The following is a 16,806-nucleotide window of genomic DNA, read 5'->3' as shown; positions in this document are numbered from 1 at the left end:
GCCGGCTTACTTCCGCGCCCACGTCTCCAGGCACGCGAGGGCGTCGGCGCGCCCGAGGGCGAGCAGGCGTGCCATCGCGTCTTGGTCGAAGTCGAGCGGCCGGAGCAGCATCGGCGCCGACGGTGTCAAGAGCTGCACGTCCACGTTGGGAGCGCGAAGGCGAGCCAGCTCCGTATCGCGGCGGATCTGGTGGACCATGACCAGTTCGAAGCTCGCCTCGAGCGCCCGGCGCATCGTCGTGGGCTCGGGGCTCCGCTCGGCCTGCGCGTAGCTCAGCACGACGACGACCCGGCCCAGCGTCGGGTCCGCCTCGAGCGCCTCGAGCACGGGCGCGCGGCCGGTCAGCCCACCGTCCACCAGCAGCGCCCCATCCACCTCGACCGGAGGAAATAGGCCGGGCACGGCAGAGGCCGCCATGAGCGCGTCCACCGTCACCGTTCGGTTGTCGAAGATACGCTTCTCGCCACGAGCGAGATCGGTGGCGGTAACGACGAGGCGGATGGGAGAGTCGCGAAGACGGTCGAGATCGACCGAGGCGGCGATCAGATCCCGCAAGGGCGCCGGATCGAAGAGCGCGCTGGTCTCGTTCAGGACGAGCAGGGTGAGCCAGCCGGGCAGAAAGCCCGCGAAGATTACCGGCCCGCGCAGCGTGTAGACCTGCTCCCGCGTCACCGTGCGCCACATCGCCTCGAGCCGATCGGTTTGACCGCTGGCGATCATGGCTGCATTGAGAGCGCCGGCGGAAGAGCCAGCGACGAGCCGGATCGGCAGCCCGCGCTCGACCAGGGCAGCGGCGACGCCGGCCTCGTAGGCGCCCTTGGCGCCGCCGCCCGAGAGCACCAGGGCCATGGGCGCGTCAGGCGGCACGCCGGACGCTCTGCATGACGCGCGGGCCGGCGCGGGCGCCAGCATTATCGCGAGCGCGACGAGGCTGGCGACCGCCCGCGCGCCGTCGTAGAAGAGCACGGCCGTTACGTTCCAGGTCTCGCCGCCGGCCTCGATCCTGTCGCCCGGCGCGACGCGAGCGAGCGCTTTGGGGTCGCCCGCCGGCTTGCGCCCGGGGAAGCGGTCGAGCCAGCCCACTCTATACCCTCCTATGTGATGGAAGCACCGCTGCGCCAAGTATAGACGGCGCGCCGCCTCCTACCAAGAAGCGCGTCTCGCGGCACGGGGTACTCATGACCGTGCACGGCCGCCATTGCCCCAGGGTCTCTCACATGCCATAGTCCGTTGCCGAGGGAGGGTTGTGGCGGGGAGGCTTCGGTGCCCTGGCCGAGGCGAGGGGAGCGGCGGTCGATCGAGCGTCCTGTGATTCCGACGCGCTCGAAGGCCTTGGCTGTCGGGAACGTGGTCAAGGCCCAGCAGAGGCGCTTGGAAGGAGACCCATGCACAAGGGGAATCCAGGAGGGATGTTCCGACGGCTAGCGGGTTGGGCAGTCGTCTGAAGCTCAATCGTACTTGTCGGATGTGGCTCGATGCAGAACACGCCCCAGCAAGATGCAACGATGGACGCCATGCGAGCGTGCGATCACTTTCCCGGAGTGTGGATTGATCGTGTGGAGGCTGATGGCAGGTACTGGGTCAAGCAGAACAACGACGGGAACTACAGATTGTTTCAAGACTGCGTGGCGAAGTACCGGGCGGATAGCTCTAAGGCCCAGTACGCGACCGCTCAGCCGAAGGATCTTGTGGTTCGGGCGTACGTCATTAAAGTGACGCCGCCGACCGGCACTCTCCAGACATTCCCCGAACCCGTGTCCCAATTCAAGGCGGATCAGCCTGCAACGTTCTTCTTGAATCTGTACAAGTCGGGGCGCACCCCGATGGGGAAATTCAAGTGGTACAAGCCTGACGGGACTCTGGCAGCGCAGCAGGATCGCGTGTTGCGTGATTCTACTGCCACCTCGACTCGGACATGGTTCACGCAAGTGCTACCATCCGTCAACGTCCAGGTGCCCGGTGAATGGCCCCTTGAGTTGACTATCGACGATCAGATCATCGCACGGTATCCATTCACAGTGACACCCTGACAAGGGGCAGGGGCGGCTACGCCGTAGTATCGTTGGTTTCGGGCGGGGTCCTCTAAGCTCAGCCGAGCCGACGGCTTACCATTCCCTTCTGCGACCACAGACCAGTAGTTCTTCAGCGTTGTGGCGCTAGCAGGCCCGCTCTGACCGAGAACTTGAGCCGGTCCACCTCAGCCCCGTCGATAGTGAGCCGGATTACATAGCGCCGCCCCGGCGTCCATGGGAGCGCCACGATCGGGACGGCGACAGGCATGTTGAACGAACTGCCGCGAACGCTGCCAGGCGGGCGGCCAAGCTCGAATGCTGAAGCTATCTTGACGGGTTGGTCTCCCGCGGGCGTTGGGACGACCAATGGCGCACCGTCTTCATCCTCCAGCGTGAATTCGATAGAGTGGCGTGCGTTGGTCTCCTCCCAATCAACCTCGACGAGCCCGGCGATCGCGAACGGCTGCGGTGCCGGGCCCGTCTCCGCCCACCCGCCGCCAAGAAGGAAGAGGAGGCCCTCGCGGACCTCAGCGCTATCGGCTAGGAGAATCTTAGCCTTCATGTACGGTGGCGACAGAGCTCCCGATCTGGATCTTCGGGCTTGGGTGAGGGAGAGTGTATGACGGAATTCTCGTGATGCTGCCGATGGACGCAGCCGTGGCCGTGCTCTTGGCGATGAATGGCGACTCCTCGAACGTGATACCGCCTATGAGTGTTTTCCCCTGGCGATACTGCTCGAAATACTTCCCCCGCACACCGCCCCGGATGTCGTACTCAGGACGCATATCCTGCCTGTCGTCACTGCCCTGACTCATATGTCCTCCGCTCATTGGGTGTGGCTAGGCGCGCGCCGAAAATGCGGATCACTTCTTCGCGATTCGTATGCAAAACTCCCACTAGGCGATTTTGGCTCGACAGCCCCGTAGTAAGCTCGCGCTCCTCATCGAAGGAATGGTCCGGATCAGGCACGGTTGTAGCCAGAGGGTCCCCGAATACTGAGCTGGCCTCTTCAAACGAAACCCCGTGCTTTGCGAGGTTTGAGGCTGCCTTCTCGGGATCCCAATCAAACCCCACGCGCCTCGCCGTCTCTGGTGCCCAGCAGATTCACAGCAGATCCGCCTACTTCAGTTCACCTTGAGGCCACACAATACTCCAGCATCTACGGCGCTCAGTCAATGCCCCTGCAGGGTGCACCTCAGACTGGTGGCGAACCCAAGCGGTTGTGACCGTCCTGCTCCTTGATCGCCACGCTATGCTCTCCGCGCGCCGTACCAGAACCGCCCCGCCGGCTGACCGGGGCGGCGCCCGGCGCTGCGCTTGACGACCTTCCGACGAGGCATCCAGGTCTGAGGCGAGGCGAGTCCGGCAGGGGCCCGCGCTACGCCTTCGGCTTCCAGTTCTTGAAGCGCTCGCGCAGGACCTTCTTGTCGAACTTGCCGACGGAGGTCTTGGGCACGGCGTCGATGAAGACGACCTCGTCGGGCAGCCACCACTTGGCGACACGCGGCGTGAGGTGGTCGAGGATCTCCTTCTCGGTCAGCTTGTCCTTGAACTCCGGCTTGGGCACGACGCAGGCGAGCGGCCGCTCCTGCCAGCGCTCGTGGGGCACCGCGATGACGGCCGCCTCGAGGACCTTCGGGTGGTCCATGATCGCGGTCTCCATGTCCACGCTCGAGATCCACTCGCCGCCCGACTTGATCAGGTCCTTGGTCCGGTCGGTGATCTGGACGTAGCCCTCGGAGTCGATGCTGGCCACGTCGCCGGTGCGGAACCAGCCGTCTTCGGTGAACTGCGCGGCGCCGGCCGGGTTGTTGTAGTAGCCACTGGTGATCCAGGGCCCGCGCACCTGGATCTCGCCCACGCTCTTGCCGTCCCATGGCTGGAGTCTGCCGCCCTCGTCGACGATCCGCATGTCCACGCCCGCCACCATCGCGCCCTGCTTGGCGCGGATGTTGTAGCGCTCCTCCTCGGGCAGGCTGTCCGTGTAGGAGCGGGGGCGGCACACGGTCCCGAGCGGCGACATCTCGGTCATGCCCCAGGCGTGGAGCATGTAGGCGCCGTACTTCTTGTCGAACAGCTCGATGAGGCTCTTGGGCGCCGCTGAGCCGCCGATGGGGATGCAGCGGATGGACGAGATGTCCCACTGCGGCTCTTTCTCGAGGATGGCCTGGATGGCGATCCACACCGTGGGGACGGCGCCGACCACGGTGACGCGCTCGTTGTGGACGATCTCGATGATGTCGCGCGGCTGGGGGTTGGGGCCGCCGAAGATCTGCGTGGAGCCGTTCATGACGCCGGCGAAGGGCACGCACCAGGCGTTGGCGTGGAACATCGGCACGATGTGCAGGATGACGTCGCGCTCGCAGATGCCGAGCACGTCCACCGTGGACGAGCCGAAGCAGTGCAGATAGATCCCGCGGTGGGTGTAGAGCACGCCCTTGGGGTGCCCGGTCGTGCCGGACGTGTAGCACATGCCCGCGGCGTCGGTCTCGTCCAGCTTCGGCCAGGCCTCAATCGGGTTCGCGTCAGCCACCAGCGCCTCGTAGTCGAGCGCGCCCGCGGGGATCTCGGCGGTCGGCGAGTCCTTCATGACGATCACGTGCTTGACGCTCTTGAGGTCCTTGCGGATGGGCTCGAGGAGGTGCCAGAGGCTCGCGTCCACGATCAGGACCTGGTCCTCGGCGTGGTTGATGATGTAGGTCAGGTCCTGGGCCGAGAGACGGATGTTGACGGTGTGCAGGACCATGCCCATCAAGGGCGCGGCGAAGTAGATCTCCATGTGCCGGTGCGAGTTCCACGCGAACGTCCCGACCCGGTCGCCCTTCTTGAGCCCGAGGCCCGCGAGCGCCGCCGAGAGCCGGCAGACGCGGTCCGCGTAGTCGCGGTAGGTGTAGCGCTGGAGCCCGAGCCCTGGCACGCGGGTGGCCATCGTCTTCCGGTGGAAGATCTTGCGCGCCCGCTCGAAGAACTGCGTGAGCGTCAGCGGGTAGTCCATGATCAGACCCTTCATTTGGCCATTTCCCCCAAGTCCTCCGACGTGGCACAGCGGAACCCGATGAAGTGGTGGCCGCGGGCGACGCCGCGATGCTCGTGGTAGCGGCGGAACGTCACGCGCAGTGTTTCGAGCGGATCGTCGTGGCTCGCTCCGCGCACCACGCGGCGGGCGAAGCGCCCGGCGGCCTCGCGCCCGTCACCCGCCACGTACGGGTAGGGGCGGTACTCGCTCGCCGTCCACTCTCTCACGTTGCCCAGCATGTCCTGGACGCGGTCGGGGCTCTCGCCTCCGGGCGTCGTCGCGCCCACGGGCGCCGTGGCGTTGTACGCGCGGCCGTAGATCGCGCGAGCGGGCGTCGGCGCCGCGTCGCCCCACGGGTAGCGGCGCTTGTCCGGGCCGCGCGCCGCCTTCTCCCACTCCGCTTCCGTCGGCAGGCGGCGGCCCTTCCAGAGGCAGTAGTCCCGCGCGCCGAACCAGCTCACTTCCACCGCCGGGTGATTCTCGAAGCCCGGATCGACCGCGTAGGGGCCCGCCGGTCCGCGCCCCGGCCCCCCGCGAACCGGCCCGTGGATTCGCACGTCCGCATCGTCCCAGTCGAAGTAGTCCTCGCCTTCGGAGCTCCTGGCGCCCCGGGCGTTGAGGAACCGGACGAATTCGGCGTTGGTCACTTTGTGACGATCGATCCAGAAGTCCCGGACGTACACCCGGTGGAGCGGCACCTCGTTCGGGTCATCGCTGTCGCTGCCCATCCAGAAGGCGCCGGCCTGGATGAGCATGATGCCGTCGGCGGCGGCGGCGCCCGGCAGGAAGGCCAGCGCCACGCCCAGCGCCACTCCCCGCGTCAACGCCGGCCGGCGTCGAACTCCTCGGCGACCTTCGCGTCGTTGTCGAGGAGCGCCTCCGCGTCGATCGTGGCGAAGTCCAGCACGCCCATGTCGGCGTAGGCCTTCTGGACGCGCTGGCCCCAGAGGCCGATGTCCTTCACGGTCGGCACGATGCGGGTGAAGAGGCGCGTCCGGAACTGGCGCATCTGGTCGGACTGCATGGTCGCCTGGACGCACTCTTCCACCGGAAGCCCGAGCGTCTCCCACACCTCGCGCTGGTTGAAGCGGTCGCGCATGTGGTAGCAGGCCTCGACCACGAACTCCTCGCGCTCGTCGCGCTCCCCGTCCGAGAGGTTCGGGTAGTAGTCGCGCAGCGCCAGGCGCCCGAAGGCGACGTGGCGGGCCTCGTCCTGCATGACGTAGGCGTTGACGGCCGCCGCGAGGGGGTTCTTCGCCGTGTCGCGGATGCGCTGGAAGGCCGCGAGCGCCAGGCCCTCGATCAGGATCTGCATGCCGAGGTAGGTCATGTCCCAGCGGCGGTCGCTGATCGTCTGCTCGAGGAGGGTCTTGAGACCGTGCGTGATCGGGTACGCCAGCTCGAACTTCTCGTGGAGGAGGCGCGCGTAGGCTTCGACGTGGCGCGCCTCGTCCATGACCTGGGTCGCTGCGTAGAACTTGGCGTCGACGCCGGGCACCGTCTGGACGATCTTGGCCGTGGCGATGAGCGCGCCCTGCTCGCCGTGCATGAACTGCGAGAGCGTCTGGGCCTGGAGGTTATGGCGGACGCGGACCCGCTCCTTCTCGGTGAGCCGCTCCCAGACTGGCGAGCCCCAGATCGGCACGGCCCGGTCGTCCAGCATCATCGGGTTCTCGGGGTCGAGGTCCTGGGACCAGTCGATGCGCGTGGCGGCGTCCCACTGCTGCTTCTTGCCCTTGTCGTAGAGGGCCAGGAGTTTCGCGTGCCCGTCCTCGTATTCCCAGTTGAGGATGGTCTCGTTCTGCCCCTCGAACTTCCACTGCGTCTGCTCGACCGGGATCTGGTAGCGATAGGTGCTCGACATGTCCTGGGGGAACCTCCGTGCCCTTGAATCCGGACGTTAAGCGGCCCGAGCCCGCGTGTCAACCCGGATTTGAGGTCGGGCGGCGCGCCACGGCGAGCAGGTGCGGGTGGATGCCAAGGAGCGCGGGCTCGCTTTCGACGGCCCAGGCGGCGGAGGGAGGTGGCGCAGGATGATCTCCTGGGTGCGCGCGAGCTCGATCAGCCCGTGGGTCCGGAAGAGACGCCGGGCCTCTCCCCCTCGGGCATAGTAGGCCTGCACCTCGCGCGCAATCGGTTCACTCATTCTGGGATTCCTTTCCTGGTCCCGCCAGTCTAAAGCATAGAGCCCATGCCTCACACGCTGGCCCAGCGCGTCCTCGTGCCTGCCGCATTCATCTTCCTCTGGAGCTCGGCCTATATCGTCGTCAGGCTGAGCCTGCCCGACATGTCGCCCATCGCCTCGCTGGCGCTCCGTTTCACGATCGCGACGGTCGTGCTCCTGGCGCTGGCGCGGGCTGTGGGTCAGCCGCCGGCCGTGCTCGGCCGCCGCTGGCCCCACTTTGTTGTGGCGGGGGCGCTCATGAACGGCATCTATCTCGCCACCGCCTACGTCACCCTCCAGTATCTCGCCGCGGGCACCATGGGGCTCCTCGCGGCGCTCAACCCTATGCTGACGGCCCTGCTCGGCTGGATCATCCTGGGCGAACGCATGCGGCTCGTCCAGTGGCTTGGGCTGACGCTGGGCGTGACGGGTGTCGTCCTCGTCGTGGGGGTCGCGCCGGTGCCCGGCCGGAGCGTCGCCGCGGCGCTCCTGGCCGTCGGCGGCATCGTCTGCTTCGCCGTCGGCAGCATCTACTTCCGCCGCTACTGCGGCGGTGGCGCGCTCGTGCCGGGCAACGCGGTCCAGATGGGCTCAGCCGCCGTCCTCTGCGCTGTCCTCGCGGCGACGGTGGAGTCGTTCCACGTCGCGTGGACCTGGCGGCTCATCGGCAGCACCCTCTACCTCGCGCTGGCCGTTTCGGTTGGGGCCATGGGGCTTTTCGGGCTCATGCTGCGCTCGCGCACCGCGGGCGTAGTGTCGAGCAATTTCTACGTCATCCCGGGGCTCACGGCCGTCCTCGCCTGGGTGGTTCTCGGCGAGACATTGACGGCGACGGCCATGCTGGGATTCCTCGTCTCCTCCGTCGGCGTGTGGCTGGCTCAGCGGGACGTCGCGTCTTGAGGCGCCCCTCCCTTTCAGGTATGGTGTCGCCATGAAGTCGCGCTGGCCATGAAGTCGCGCTGGGATGACGCCGCGGCGAAAAATCTCGACGCCCTCGACCTCCTCGTCTACGCCTCGCGGCTGATCGGCGCCGAGACCTCGCTCGTCGTGTGGGGCGGGGGAAACACGTCGATCAAGCGCGCCGAGCGTGACTATCGGGGGCGGGACGTCCGCGTGCTGCGCGTCAAGGGCTCGGGATCGGACCTCAAGAGCATCGAGAAGAAGCACTTCCCCGGCGTGCGCATGGACGACATCCTGGCGCTCCTCGAGCGCCGAGACATGGGCGACCAGGAGATGGTGGACTACCTGGCGCACGCCCTCCAGGAGCCGGCGAGCCCGCGGCCGTCCATCGAGACGCTGCTGCACGGCTTCCTGCCCGCCGAGGCGGTCATCCACACCCATGCCGACGCCATCGTCTCGCTCACGAACAACGATCGCGCGGCCGATGTCTTGCGCGAGGTCTACGGCGGCGACGTCATCGCGCTCCCGTACCGGCGCCCGGGCTTCCTGATCTCGCGCGAGGTCGCCGAGACGTTCGAGCGCCATCCCAAGGTCAAGGCGCTCCTGCTCGAGAAGCACGGGACGATTTGCTGGGGCGCCACGGTCAAGGAAGCGTATCTCTCGACGATGGAGCTGATCAGCCGGGCCGAGGAGGCCATCGCGCACCGGGCGAAAGGGCGCGCGCGCTTCGGCGGCGCCGCCGTGGCCGCCGCATCGCCCGAGGAGAGGCGGCGCGTCGCGCTGGCCGTGGCTCCCGCGCTGCGGGGGCTCCTCGGCAGAGACCGCCGTGGTGTCATGGCCTTCGACGACGCCCCCGACGTCCTCGAGTTCGCGTGTTCGAAAGAGGCGGCGCCGCTCTCGACGATCGGCCCCGCGACCCCTGACCACACCATTTACACCAAGCGGCTGCCCTGCTTCGCCCCGGTGGACGATCCGCGGGATCCCGCGGCGGTGACCGCCGCCATCAAGGCGTCCGTGGAACGTTTCGTCGCCGACTACACGTCGTACTTCAACGCCCACAACGCGGGCGGCGCGGCGCTGACCGACGCCTTCCCGCGGGTGATCACGGTGGCGGGGCTGGGGATGTTCACCACCGGCAAGGATCGCCGCACCGCCGGCATCGTCAACGACATCTACCACCACACGATCTCCGTCCTGGGCGCGGCGACGTCCTTCGGTAGCTACGTCTCGCTGACCGCCAAAGACGCGTTCGATGTCGAGTACTGGCCGCTCGAGCTCTACAAGCTCAGCCAGGCGCCTCCCGAAAAGGAGCTGGCGCGGCGCATCGCGCTCGTCACCGGCGGAGCCTCGGGCATCGGCCGGGCCGCGGCGCTCCGCCTTGCCGCCGAGGGGGCGCACGTCGTCGTAACCGACCTCGACGCCGCCGGGGCGCGCAAAGTGGCCGACGAAGTCGTCGCGGGCTCGGGAGCGGGACGGGCGATCGGCGTGGGGATGGACGTTTCGAATGAAGCGTCGGTGATTTCGGGCTTCGAGGAAGCCGTGCTGGCCTACGGCGGCCTCGACATCATCGTCTCGAACGCGGGCATCGCGCATTCCTCCCCCGTGGACCAGATGAGCCTCGCGGACTGGGAGCGCTCCTTCGCCGTCAACTCGACGGGCCACTTCCTCGTGGCGCGCGAGGGGATGCGCGTCCTCAAGGCGCAGGGGCTGGGCGGCGCCTTCGTCTTCGTCGCCACCAAGAACGTCATGTCGCCGGGCAAGGACTTCGCCGCGTACTCTGCCGCCAAGGCCGCCGAGGCGCAGCTGGCCAAGGTGCTGGCGTTGGAAGGCGGACCGCACGGCATCCGTTCCAACATCGTCAACCCGGACGCCGTCTTCCGCGACTCCAAGCTCTGGTCGGAGGACGTCCGGCGCGAGCGCGCCCGCGCCCAGGGCATCACGGTCGAGCAGCTCGAGGACTTCTACCGCAAGCGCAACATCCTGGCCGCGCCCATCCTGCCCGAGGATGTGGCGGAGGCCGTGCTCTTCCTCGCCTCCGACCGCTCGGCCAAGACCACGGGCTGCACCATCACGGTGGACGGCGGGGTCAAGGACGCCTTCCCGAGGTAACCCATGCCGCCCATCCGCTTCGGCGCCTTTCTCTCGCTGCACCCGCCCCAGGAGCAGTTCGCCATCGCGCGCCGCGTGGACGCGCTCGGCTTCGATTCGCTGTGGACCGGGGATCACGTCTCCTTTCACACCCCGCTCTACGAGTCGCTGACGCTCCTGGCCTCGTACGCCGGCATCACGAGCCGGGTCAAGCTCGGCGCGGGCGTCTACTTGCTCGCGCTCCGCCAGCCGACGGTGGCAGCCAAGATCACCTCGACCCTCGACGCCCTGTCGGGGGGGCGCCTCATCTTCGGCGTCGGTGTCGGCGGGGAGAACCCGAAGGAGTTCGAGGCCTGCGGCATTCCCCACAAGGAACGCGGCGCGCGCGTCACGGAAGGCATCGACGTCGTGCGCACGCTCTGGCGCGACTCGCCGGCCAGCTTCACGGGGCGCTTCACCCAATTCGAGGGCGTGAGCATAGATCCCAAGCCCGTCCAGAGGCCCGCGCCGCCCATCTGGATCGGTGGCCGCTCGGACGCGGCGCTCGCCCGCGCGGGGCGGCAGGGCGACGGCTGGATCTCCTACGTCGTCCAGGCGGAGCGCTACAAGCAGAGCCTCGCCAAGATCGAGGCGGCCGCGGCGATGGCGGGCCGCTCGCTCGAGGGCTTCACGAAGGCGCACCTGACCTTCATCACCGTCGGCAAGGACTACGAGAGCGCCGAGCGGGCGTGGGTCGAGCGGCTCTCGACGCGCTACGCCCAGGACTTCGCGCCGCTGGCGAAGAGGTACGGCATCATCGGCACGCCGGAGCAGTGCGCGGAGCAGCTCCAGCGCTTCATCGAGGCCGGCTGCTCCTACTTCGTCCTCAACGCGATCTGCGCCGCCGCCGCCGAGGCCGAGCAGATCGAGACGTACGCCGCCGAACTCTTCCCGAAGTTCCGGGGGCGGTAGTTGGCTGCCAAGCCACGGGAGTGCCGGGCGGAGGTTGCCGGCATCCGCTGGCCGCGCCCCGAAGTGATCGAAGTGGATCTCCGCATGGTCGAGCCGGACGCGCTCGACTTCGATGCGGGGCAGTGGATCTCAGTGCCCTTCGGCCCCAAGACCGTGCGCGCCTGGACTATCCTGTCGTCGCCCACGCGCAAGCGGACGATCACGCTGGCCGTGGACGTCGCGCCCGGGGGCATGGGGTCCCAGTGGCTGCGGGCGCTCAAGCCCGGCGATCCGGTGGAGTTCAAGGGGCCGACGGGAGGCTTCACCTTCAACCGCGCCGACCCGCGCCGCGCCGTCTTCGTCGCCGAGGAGATCGGCATCGTGCCGGTGCGGTCGATCCTTGCCAATCTCTACGAGACGGGCTACGGCCGCCAGACCATCCTGATTTACTGGGCGCGCGACCCCTCGTGGCTCCTCTACGACGCCGAGTTCCGCTCCCTCGCGCGGCGCTACCCCGGCTTCACTTACGTGGCGGCGGTGCGCGCGGCGCCCGCGGGCTGGCGCGGCGAGTCGGGCGAGGCCGCCGCCGTCGTGGACCGGCTCGTCCACAGCGTGGACAAGCTCGTGGTCTATGTCTGCGGCGGCGGCGACACGGTCAACGCCGTCCGCGACGCCCTCGTCACGAAAGGCATGGACCGCAAGAGCGTCAAGTGGGAGAAGTTCTGGTAGGAGGCGAGGAATACCCATGGCGGATCTGAACGGCGGGCACTTGGTGGCGCGGACGCTCAAGCAGGCGGGCGTCGGCCACATCTTCACGCTCTGCGGCGGGCACATCCTGCCGATCTATGACGGCTGCATTACCGAGGGTGTCGAGGTGGTGGACGTGCGCCACGAGCAGGCGGCGGCGCACGCGGGCGACGCCTACGCGCGGCTGACGCGCAACATCGGCGTGGCCGCCGTGACGGCGGGGCCCGGCGTGACCGACGCGGTGACGGGAGTCGCCAACGCGTACTCGGCGCGGAGCCCTCTGCTCCTGATCGGCGGCGCGGCGCCGCTCGGGCTGCGCGGGCTCGGCTCGCTCCAGGAAGTCGAGCAGGTTGATCTCCTCAAGCCGATCACCAAGGGCTCGTGGACGGTCTCCGAGACCCGCCAGATACCGGAAGTCTTGACGACGGCCATCCGCACCGCGCTGACCGGCAGGCCGGGTCCGGTCTTCGTCGAGATCCCCGTGGATCTCCTGATGACCATGGTCGAGGATCGTTTTGCGCCCATCCCGACGGGGTATGTCCATCGCCGGCCGCTCGCGCCCGATGCGGAGTCGGTCCAGAAGCTCGCCGATCTCTTGTCGAAGGCCGAGCGGCCCATCGTCATGGCGGGGAGTGGTGTCTACTGGGATGACGCGGCGGCGGATCTCGCGGCTTTCGCGGAGGCCGCCGGCGTACCCGTCTTCATGAACGGCGCCGGACGCGGGTCCCTTCCCGCGGGACATCCGCTCGGCTTCTCACAGGCGCGCGGCTTCGCGCTGGGGCAGGCGGACTTCGTCCTCGTCCTCGGCACACCGCTCGATTTCCGTCTGGGCTATGGCCGGCCGCCGTCCTTCGCTGAACACGTCAAGGTGGTGATGGTGGACTGTGATCCTGTCGAGCTGGGGCGCAACCGGCCTCTCGAGCTTGGGCTCGCGTCTCACATCGGGCTCACGCTGCGAGGAGCGAAGGAGGCGCTTTCGAAGAACGTGGCAGGGCGCTTCGAGGCGTGGCGGCAGGCCGTCAAGAAGAAAGAGACTGAGAGCCAGGAGCGGCTCATGGCGGAGCGGCTCTCCGACAGCGTGCCCATCAGCCACTACCGCCTCGGCCACGAGCTGGCCGCCGTCGTCGATGCGCAGACCACGGTCGTCGGCGACGGGGGCGACGTGGTCGGCTGCGCGTCGAAGATCGTCTCGCTCCAGCGCCCGGGGCAGTGGCTCGACCCGGGGCCGTTCGGGTGCCTGGGTGTGGGGCCGTCCTTCGCCATCGCCGCCAAACTGCTGCGCCCGGCGGAGCGCGTGCTGCTGATCGCGGGCGACGGCGCGTTCGGGCTGAACGGCATGGAGATGGAGACGGCCGTGCGCTTCAAGCTGCCGATGACGGTGGTGATCGGCAACGACGGTGGCTGGGGGCAGATCCGCAACCCGCAGCTCTCCTTCTTCGGCGCCGAACGCCAGGTGGCGACCTCGCTGCCCTTCACGCGCTTCGACCAGATGGTGGAAGCGCTCGGCGGCAAGGGCGTGCAGGTGACCGAGCCGAAGCAGCTCCGCCCCGCGCTCGATCGCGCCATGGGCTCGGGCGAGGTCTTCTGCATCAACGTGGTGCTGGACCCCGGCGCCTACCGCCGCGGCGGCCAGGTCTCGATGGCCATCTGATGCCGCGGACCGCCTCCCCCTCACCCTGGCCCTCTCCCCCCTCGAAGGTGGAGAGGGGACCTGTTTGATTCCCTCTCCCTCTTGGGAGGGAGAGGGAAGGGTGAGGGTGGGGCGTTCTTGAAGATCACCTTTCTCGCGCCGCATATCCGCATCGCCGGCGGCGTGCGCGCCATCCTGACCTACGCGGATCGCCTCACCGGGCGCGGCCACGACGTCACCGTGGTGGTGCCCGCCAAGCAGCCCTGGCTCGTCTGGTGGCGCAATGTCCGCGGGCAGGGGCCGGACTGGATCCCGGGCTTCCGCGCCCGCGTGCGCTGGGTGGCGGAGTGGGATCCCGCGCGTCTACCGCATGCCGACGCGCTCATCGCCACGGCGTGGCAGTCGGCCGATGCCGTCGCGCGGGCGTCCGCGAGCGCCGGCGCCAAGTTCTACTTCGTCCAGCACTACGAAAGCCTCTACCACGGGGACCCCGCTCGGGTGGACGCGACCTACGCGCTGCCGCTCAAGAAGATCGTCATCTCCACGTGGCTCAAGGACATCATGCGGGAGCGCTTCGCGAGCGCGGCCGACGTCCTGGTTACTCCCGTGGACCGCGAGCTCTTCCGTCCGGTCGAAGGCGCACGGTCGGACGACGCCCTCCGCGTGCTCATGCTCCACCACGACTACGCGTGGAAGGGCGTGCGCGAAGGGCTCGAGGCTGTCGCGGCGGTCAAGGTGCGGCACTCTTCCGTCCTGCTGGTGGGCTTCGGTGTCAAGCGCCCGCGCGAGGCGCTGCCGTACGACGAGTTCCACGAGAACCTGCCTCAGGAACGCCTCGCGTGGCTCTACAGCCGGTGTCCCATCTATCTCTGCCCGTCCTGGGACGAGGGGCTCGGCATGCCGCCTATGGAGGCCATGGCCTGCGGCGCCGCGCTCGTCACCTTCGACAACGGCGGCTGCCGCGACTATGCGAAGGACGGCGAGACCGCGCTGGTGGCGCCGCGGTGCGATGTGGCCGCGCTGGCCCAGGTGCTCGAGCGCATGGTGACCGACGCCGCGCTCCGCGAGCGCCTCGCCCGCCAGGGCCGAGCCTTCGTCACGTCACGCTTCGACTGGGACCGCGCCGCGGAGCGGCTCGAGGGCATCCTCCGCTCCAGAGGCAGCCATGAGGCCCCTTGAAAGCCACCCTCGTGCCGAATATCGTCAGCACACGAGCTTACCCAACGACGAGGAGGACGCTGCCATGACCGCCGCCGACCGTTACACGAAAGCCGTGCTTCCCGTCATCGCCTTTGCCTTGATCGCCATCGCCGGCCATCTCTGGATGGGGCAGCTCCGGCCGCGCGATGCCCATGCGCAGACGGCCGCCCCCAAGTACGAGATGAGCGTGCCTAAGGGCTGGGGCAAGCTGGTGTCCTTCTCCAACAACAACTTGCTGGTCGAAGCCCCTGATGGGACCTACCGGCGGCCGGCGGGGTCAGGTCTTGCAATCCGACATCAGGTCCCGGCGAACCATCGCTTACCCCGGTGGCGTCCCGAGGCAAATGTAGGAATGCAAGACCTGACCCCGATCTAAGCTAGCCCTTGAACCAGTCGCGCAGCGGCTTGACGACCGCGCCCGCCTTGACGAGCCCTTCGCGCACCGCCGCAACGATCTTGTCCGCGCCCGGGCTGTCGCCGTGGATGCAGATGGTGTCCACCTTGGCGCTGATGGTCTTGCCCGTGATCGTCTTGACCTTCTGCTCCATCACCATCCGCACCGCCTGTTCGGCGGCCTTTGACGGATCGGAGACGAGCGCGTCCTTACCGAGCTTGCGCGAGACGAGCTGGCCGTCGTCGGCGTAGACGCGGTCCGCGAAGCCCTCGGCGGCGACGCGCACCTTGGTCTTGCGCGCTTCGGCGTCGTACTTGGTCATCGCCATGACCATGAGGATCAGGTTCGGGTCGAGCTCCAGCACCTGCTCGGCCGAGGCGCGGCCCAGCTCCAGGTTCTCCTCGAACATGTGGTACTGGATGCCGTGGGCCTTGACGTGCTGGAGCGTGGTGCCCGCCGCCTTGACGAAGGCGCCGAGCGCGCCGACTTGATACCGGTGGATGTCCTTGATCTCCTGCGGCGACACTTCCATCCGCCTGCGGCCGAAGCCCATGAGGTCGGGCAGGCCGGGGTGGGCGCCGATCGCCACGCCGTGCTTGAGCGCCAGCTCGACCGTCTTCCGCATCACGTGGGGGTCGCCCCCGTGGAAGCCGCAGGCGATGTTGGCGGACGTGATGTGGGGCATGACGCCCTCGTCGTTGCCGAGGGTCCAGCGGCCGTAGCTCTCGCCCATGTCGCAGTTGATGTCGATGTACGTGGTCATAGCTTTGGCAAGACCTCCTTGGCGATTCGCTCCACCTGCTCGGGTTCGTATCGGTACGGGATGAGGATAATCCGGTTCACGCCGGTTTGCACGTGGGCGCGCAGCTGCGCGACGCACTCCTCCGGCGAGCCGTGGATGGCGTGTTCGATGGTGGACTCGCTCCAGGCCGCCGTGTCCCACTCTGTCGAGAGCCAGTGGCGCATGTCCTTCTCGGTCTCGGCGCGATTCTTGCCGATGTAGATCGCGAGCTGGTTGGTCGCCGTGAGCTTCGACGGATCGCGGCCGGCTTCTCTCGCGAAGGCCTGGACCTTCTGCCAGGACTTGGTGAAGCTCTCGGGCGTGTAGAAATAGGTCAGCCAGCCGTCGCCCACCGTGCCCGCGCGCTTGAGCACGGCGTCCACGTAGCCGCCGATGAGGACGGGCGGCCGCGGGCGCTGGGCGGTGCGGGGCACCAGGACCACCTCGCGCAGGTTGAACTCGTCGACCTTGAGCGTGACGCGTTCGTCGGTCCAGAGACGGAGGAGGATGTCCAGGTTGCGCTCGAAGATTCTGCCGCGCTGCTTGAAGGGCACGCCGACCGCGTCGAACTCGCGCGCGTACCAGCCCGCGGCCACGCCCAGGATCAGCCTGCCCCCTGAGATGACGTCGAGGCTGCCGAGCGCCTTCGCGGCGACCACGGGGTTGCGGAGCGGCAGGACCAGCACGCCCGTGCCGAGCTTGATCGTGCTGGTGCGCGCGGCGATGGCGCCGAGCGTGGTGATGGCGTCGATGATGGGGAATGAAGGCTCGACGCCGAGGAGGACGTGGTCCCACGCCCAGAGCGACTCGAAGCCGAGCGCCTCGGCGCGCTCGGCGTAGGCGTAGAGCGCCTTGACGTCCGGCACTTCACCGGGGCCGACGAAGTTCCTGATGGCAAGACCGAATTGGGTCACGTCGCTCCTGTCTTTTCCCACCCTCACCCT

At 68.1% G+C, this 16,806-nt stretch carries 16 protein-coding genes; 8 read left to right on the top strand and 8 right to left on the bottom strand.

Translation table 11 applies throughout. The features are described 5' to 3' along the window. Positions 1–6 precede the first annotated feature (6 nt). Positions 7–1,083: a patatin-like phospholipase family protein gene (locus tag Q7W02_14215; protein MDO8477321.1), complete on the bottom strand. Its 1,077-nt coding sequence runs from the start codon at positions 1,081–1,083 to the stop codon at positions 7–9. 392 nt (positions 1,084–1,475) lie between these two features. Here Q7W02_14215 and Q7W02_14210 point away from each other — a divergent pair, with 392 nt between their 5' ends. Continuing rightward, the gene (locus tag Q7W02_14210; GenBank protein MDO8477320.1) at positions 1,476–2,030 is read left to right on the top strand and encodes a hypothetical protein; all 555 of its coding nucleotides are present in this window, start codon (positions 1,476–1,478) and stop codon (positions 2,028–2,030) included. A 112-nt stretch (positions 2,031–2,142) separates the two neighbouring features. Here the strand turns inward: Q7W02_14210 and Q7W02_14205 are convergent, their stop codons facing one another. From Q7W02_14205 to Q7W02_14185, 5 genes are all read right to left on the bottom strand, one after another. Next, positions 2,143–2,574, bottom strand: coding sequence for a hypothetical protein (locus Q7W02_14205; protein MDO8477319.1), 432 nt, complete (start codon positions 2,572–2,574; stop codon positions 2,143–2,145). A 236-nt stretch (positions 2,575–2,810) separates the two neighbouring features. Further along, positions 2,811–3,086, bottom strand: coding sequence for a BrnT family toxin (locus Q7W02_14200; protein ID MDO8477318.1), 276 nt, complete (start codon positions 3,084–3,086; stop codon positions 2,811–2,813). Between the two features lie 304 nt (positions 3,087–3,390). Beyond that, the gene (locus Q7W02_14195; GenBank protein ID MDO8477317.1) at positions 3,391–5,022 is read right to left on the bottom strand and encodes a long-chain fatty acid--CoA ligase; all 1,632 of its coding nucleotides are present in this window, start codon (positions 5,020–5,022) and stop codon (positions 3,391–3,393) included. After that, positions 5,019–5,840: an SUMF1/EgtB/PvdO family nonheme iron enzyme gene (locus tag Q7W02_14190; protein ID MDO8477316.1), complete on the bottom strand. Its 822-nt coding sequence runs from the start codon at positions 5,838–5,840 to the stop codon at positions 5,019–5,021. The genes Q7W02_14195 and Q7W02_14190 overlap by 4 nt, the downstream gene beginning before the upstream one ends. Positions 5,841–5,848: 8 nt before the next feature. Then, positions 5,849–6,892 (bottom strand): diiron oxygenase, encoded by a 1,044-nt coding sequence (locus Q7W02_14185; GenBank protein ID MDO8477315.1) that lies wholly within the window; start codon positions 6,890–6,892, stop codon positions 5,849–5,851. 327 nt (positions 6,893–7,219) lie between these two features. Here Q7W02_14185 and Q7W02_14180 point away from each other — a divergent pair, with 327 nt between their 5' ends. From Q7W02_14180 to Q7W02_14150, 7 genes are all read left to right on the top strand, one after another. Then, positions 7,220–8,092, top strand: coding sequence for a DMT family transporter (locus tag Q7W02_14180; protein ID MDO8477314.1), 873 nt, complete (start codon positions 7,220–7,222; stop codon positions 8,090–8,092). A 48-nt stretch (positions 8,093–8,140) separates the two neighbouring features. After that, positions 8,141–10,201, top strand: a complete 2,061-nt coding sequence (rhaD, locus tag Q7W02_14175; protein ID MDO8477313.1) for a bifunctional rhamnulose-1-phosphate aldolase/short-chain dehydrogenase — start codon at positions 8,141–8,143, stop codon at positions 10,199–10,201. Between the two features lie 3 nt (positions 10,202–10,204). Continuing rightward, positions 10,205–11,131, top strand: a complete 927-nt coding sequence (locus Q7W02_14170; GenBank protein ID MDO8477312.1) for an LLM class flavin-dependent oxidoreductase — start codon at positions 10,205–10,207, stop codon at positions 11,129–11,131. Further along, positions 11,132–11,839 carry an FAD-dependent oxidoreductase gene (locus Q7W02_14165; protein ID MDO8477311.1) on the top strand — a complete coding sequence of 236 codons (708 nt, stop codon included), beginning with the start codon at positions 11,132–11,134 and terminating at the stop codon, positions 11,837–11,839. It abuts the gene before it with no gap. A gap of 16 nt (positions 11,840–11,855) precedes the next feature. Further along, the gene (locus tag Q7W02_14160; GenBank protein ID MDO8477310.1) at positions 11,856–13,508 is read left to right on the top strand and encodes a thiamine pyrophosphate-binding protein; all 1,653 of its coding nucleotides are present in this window, start codon (positions 11,856–11,858) and stop codon (positions 13,506–13,508) included. A gap of 117 nt (positions 13,509–13,625) precedes the next feature. Continuing rightward, positions 13,626–14,666: a glycosyltransferase family 4 protein gene (locus Q7W02_14155; GenBank protein MDO8477309.1), complete on the top strand. Its 1,041-nt coding sequence runs from the start codon at positions 13,626–13,628 to the stop codon at positions 14,664–14,666. 64 nt (positions 14,667–14,730) lie between these two features. Next, a complete protein-coding gene (locus tag Q7W02_14150) occupies positions 14,731–15,063 on the top strand; it encodes a hypothetical protein (protein MDO8477308.1) in 333 nt (110 codons plus the stop codon). Between the two features lies 1 nt (position 15,064). On the opposite strand, the gene Q7W02_14145 is transcribed toward Q7W02_14150, so the two are convergent. Both Q7W02_14145 and Q7W02_14140 read right to left on the bottom strand, forming a co-directional pair. After that, positions 15,065–15,844, bottom strand: coding sequence for a 5-oxoprolinase subunit PxpA (locus Q7W02_14145; protein ID MDO8477307.1), 780 nt, complete (start codon positions 15,842–15,844; stop codon positions 15,065–15,067). Then, entirely contained in the window at positions 15,841–16,776 is a 936-nt protein-coding gene (locus Q7W02_14140; protein MDO8477306.1) for a TIGR03619 family F420-dependent LLM class oxidoreductase, read from the bottom strand. Before Q7W02_14140 ends, Q7W02_14145 begins: the two co-directional genes overlap by 4 nt. Positions 16,777–16,806 lie beyond the last annotated feature (30 nt).

It is taken from the genome of Candidatus Rokuibacteriota bacterium, from assembly GCA_030647435.1.
GTDB lineage: Bacteria > Methylomirabilota > Methylomirabilia > Rokubacteriales > CSP1-6 > AR37.
This window is presented reverse-complemented; position numbering and strand designations above follow the sequence as displayed.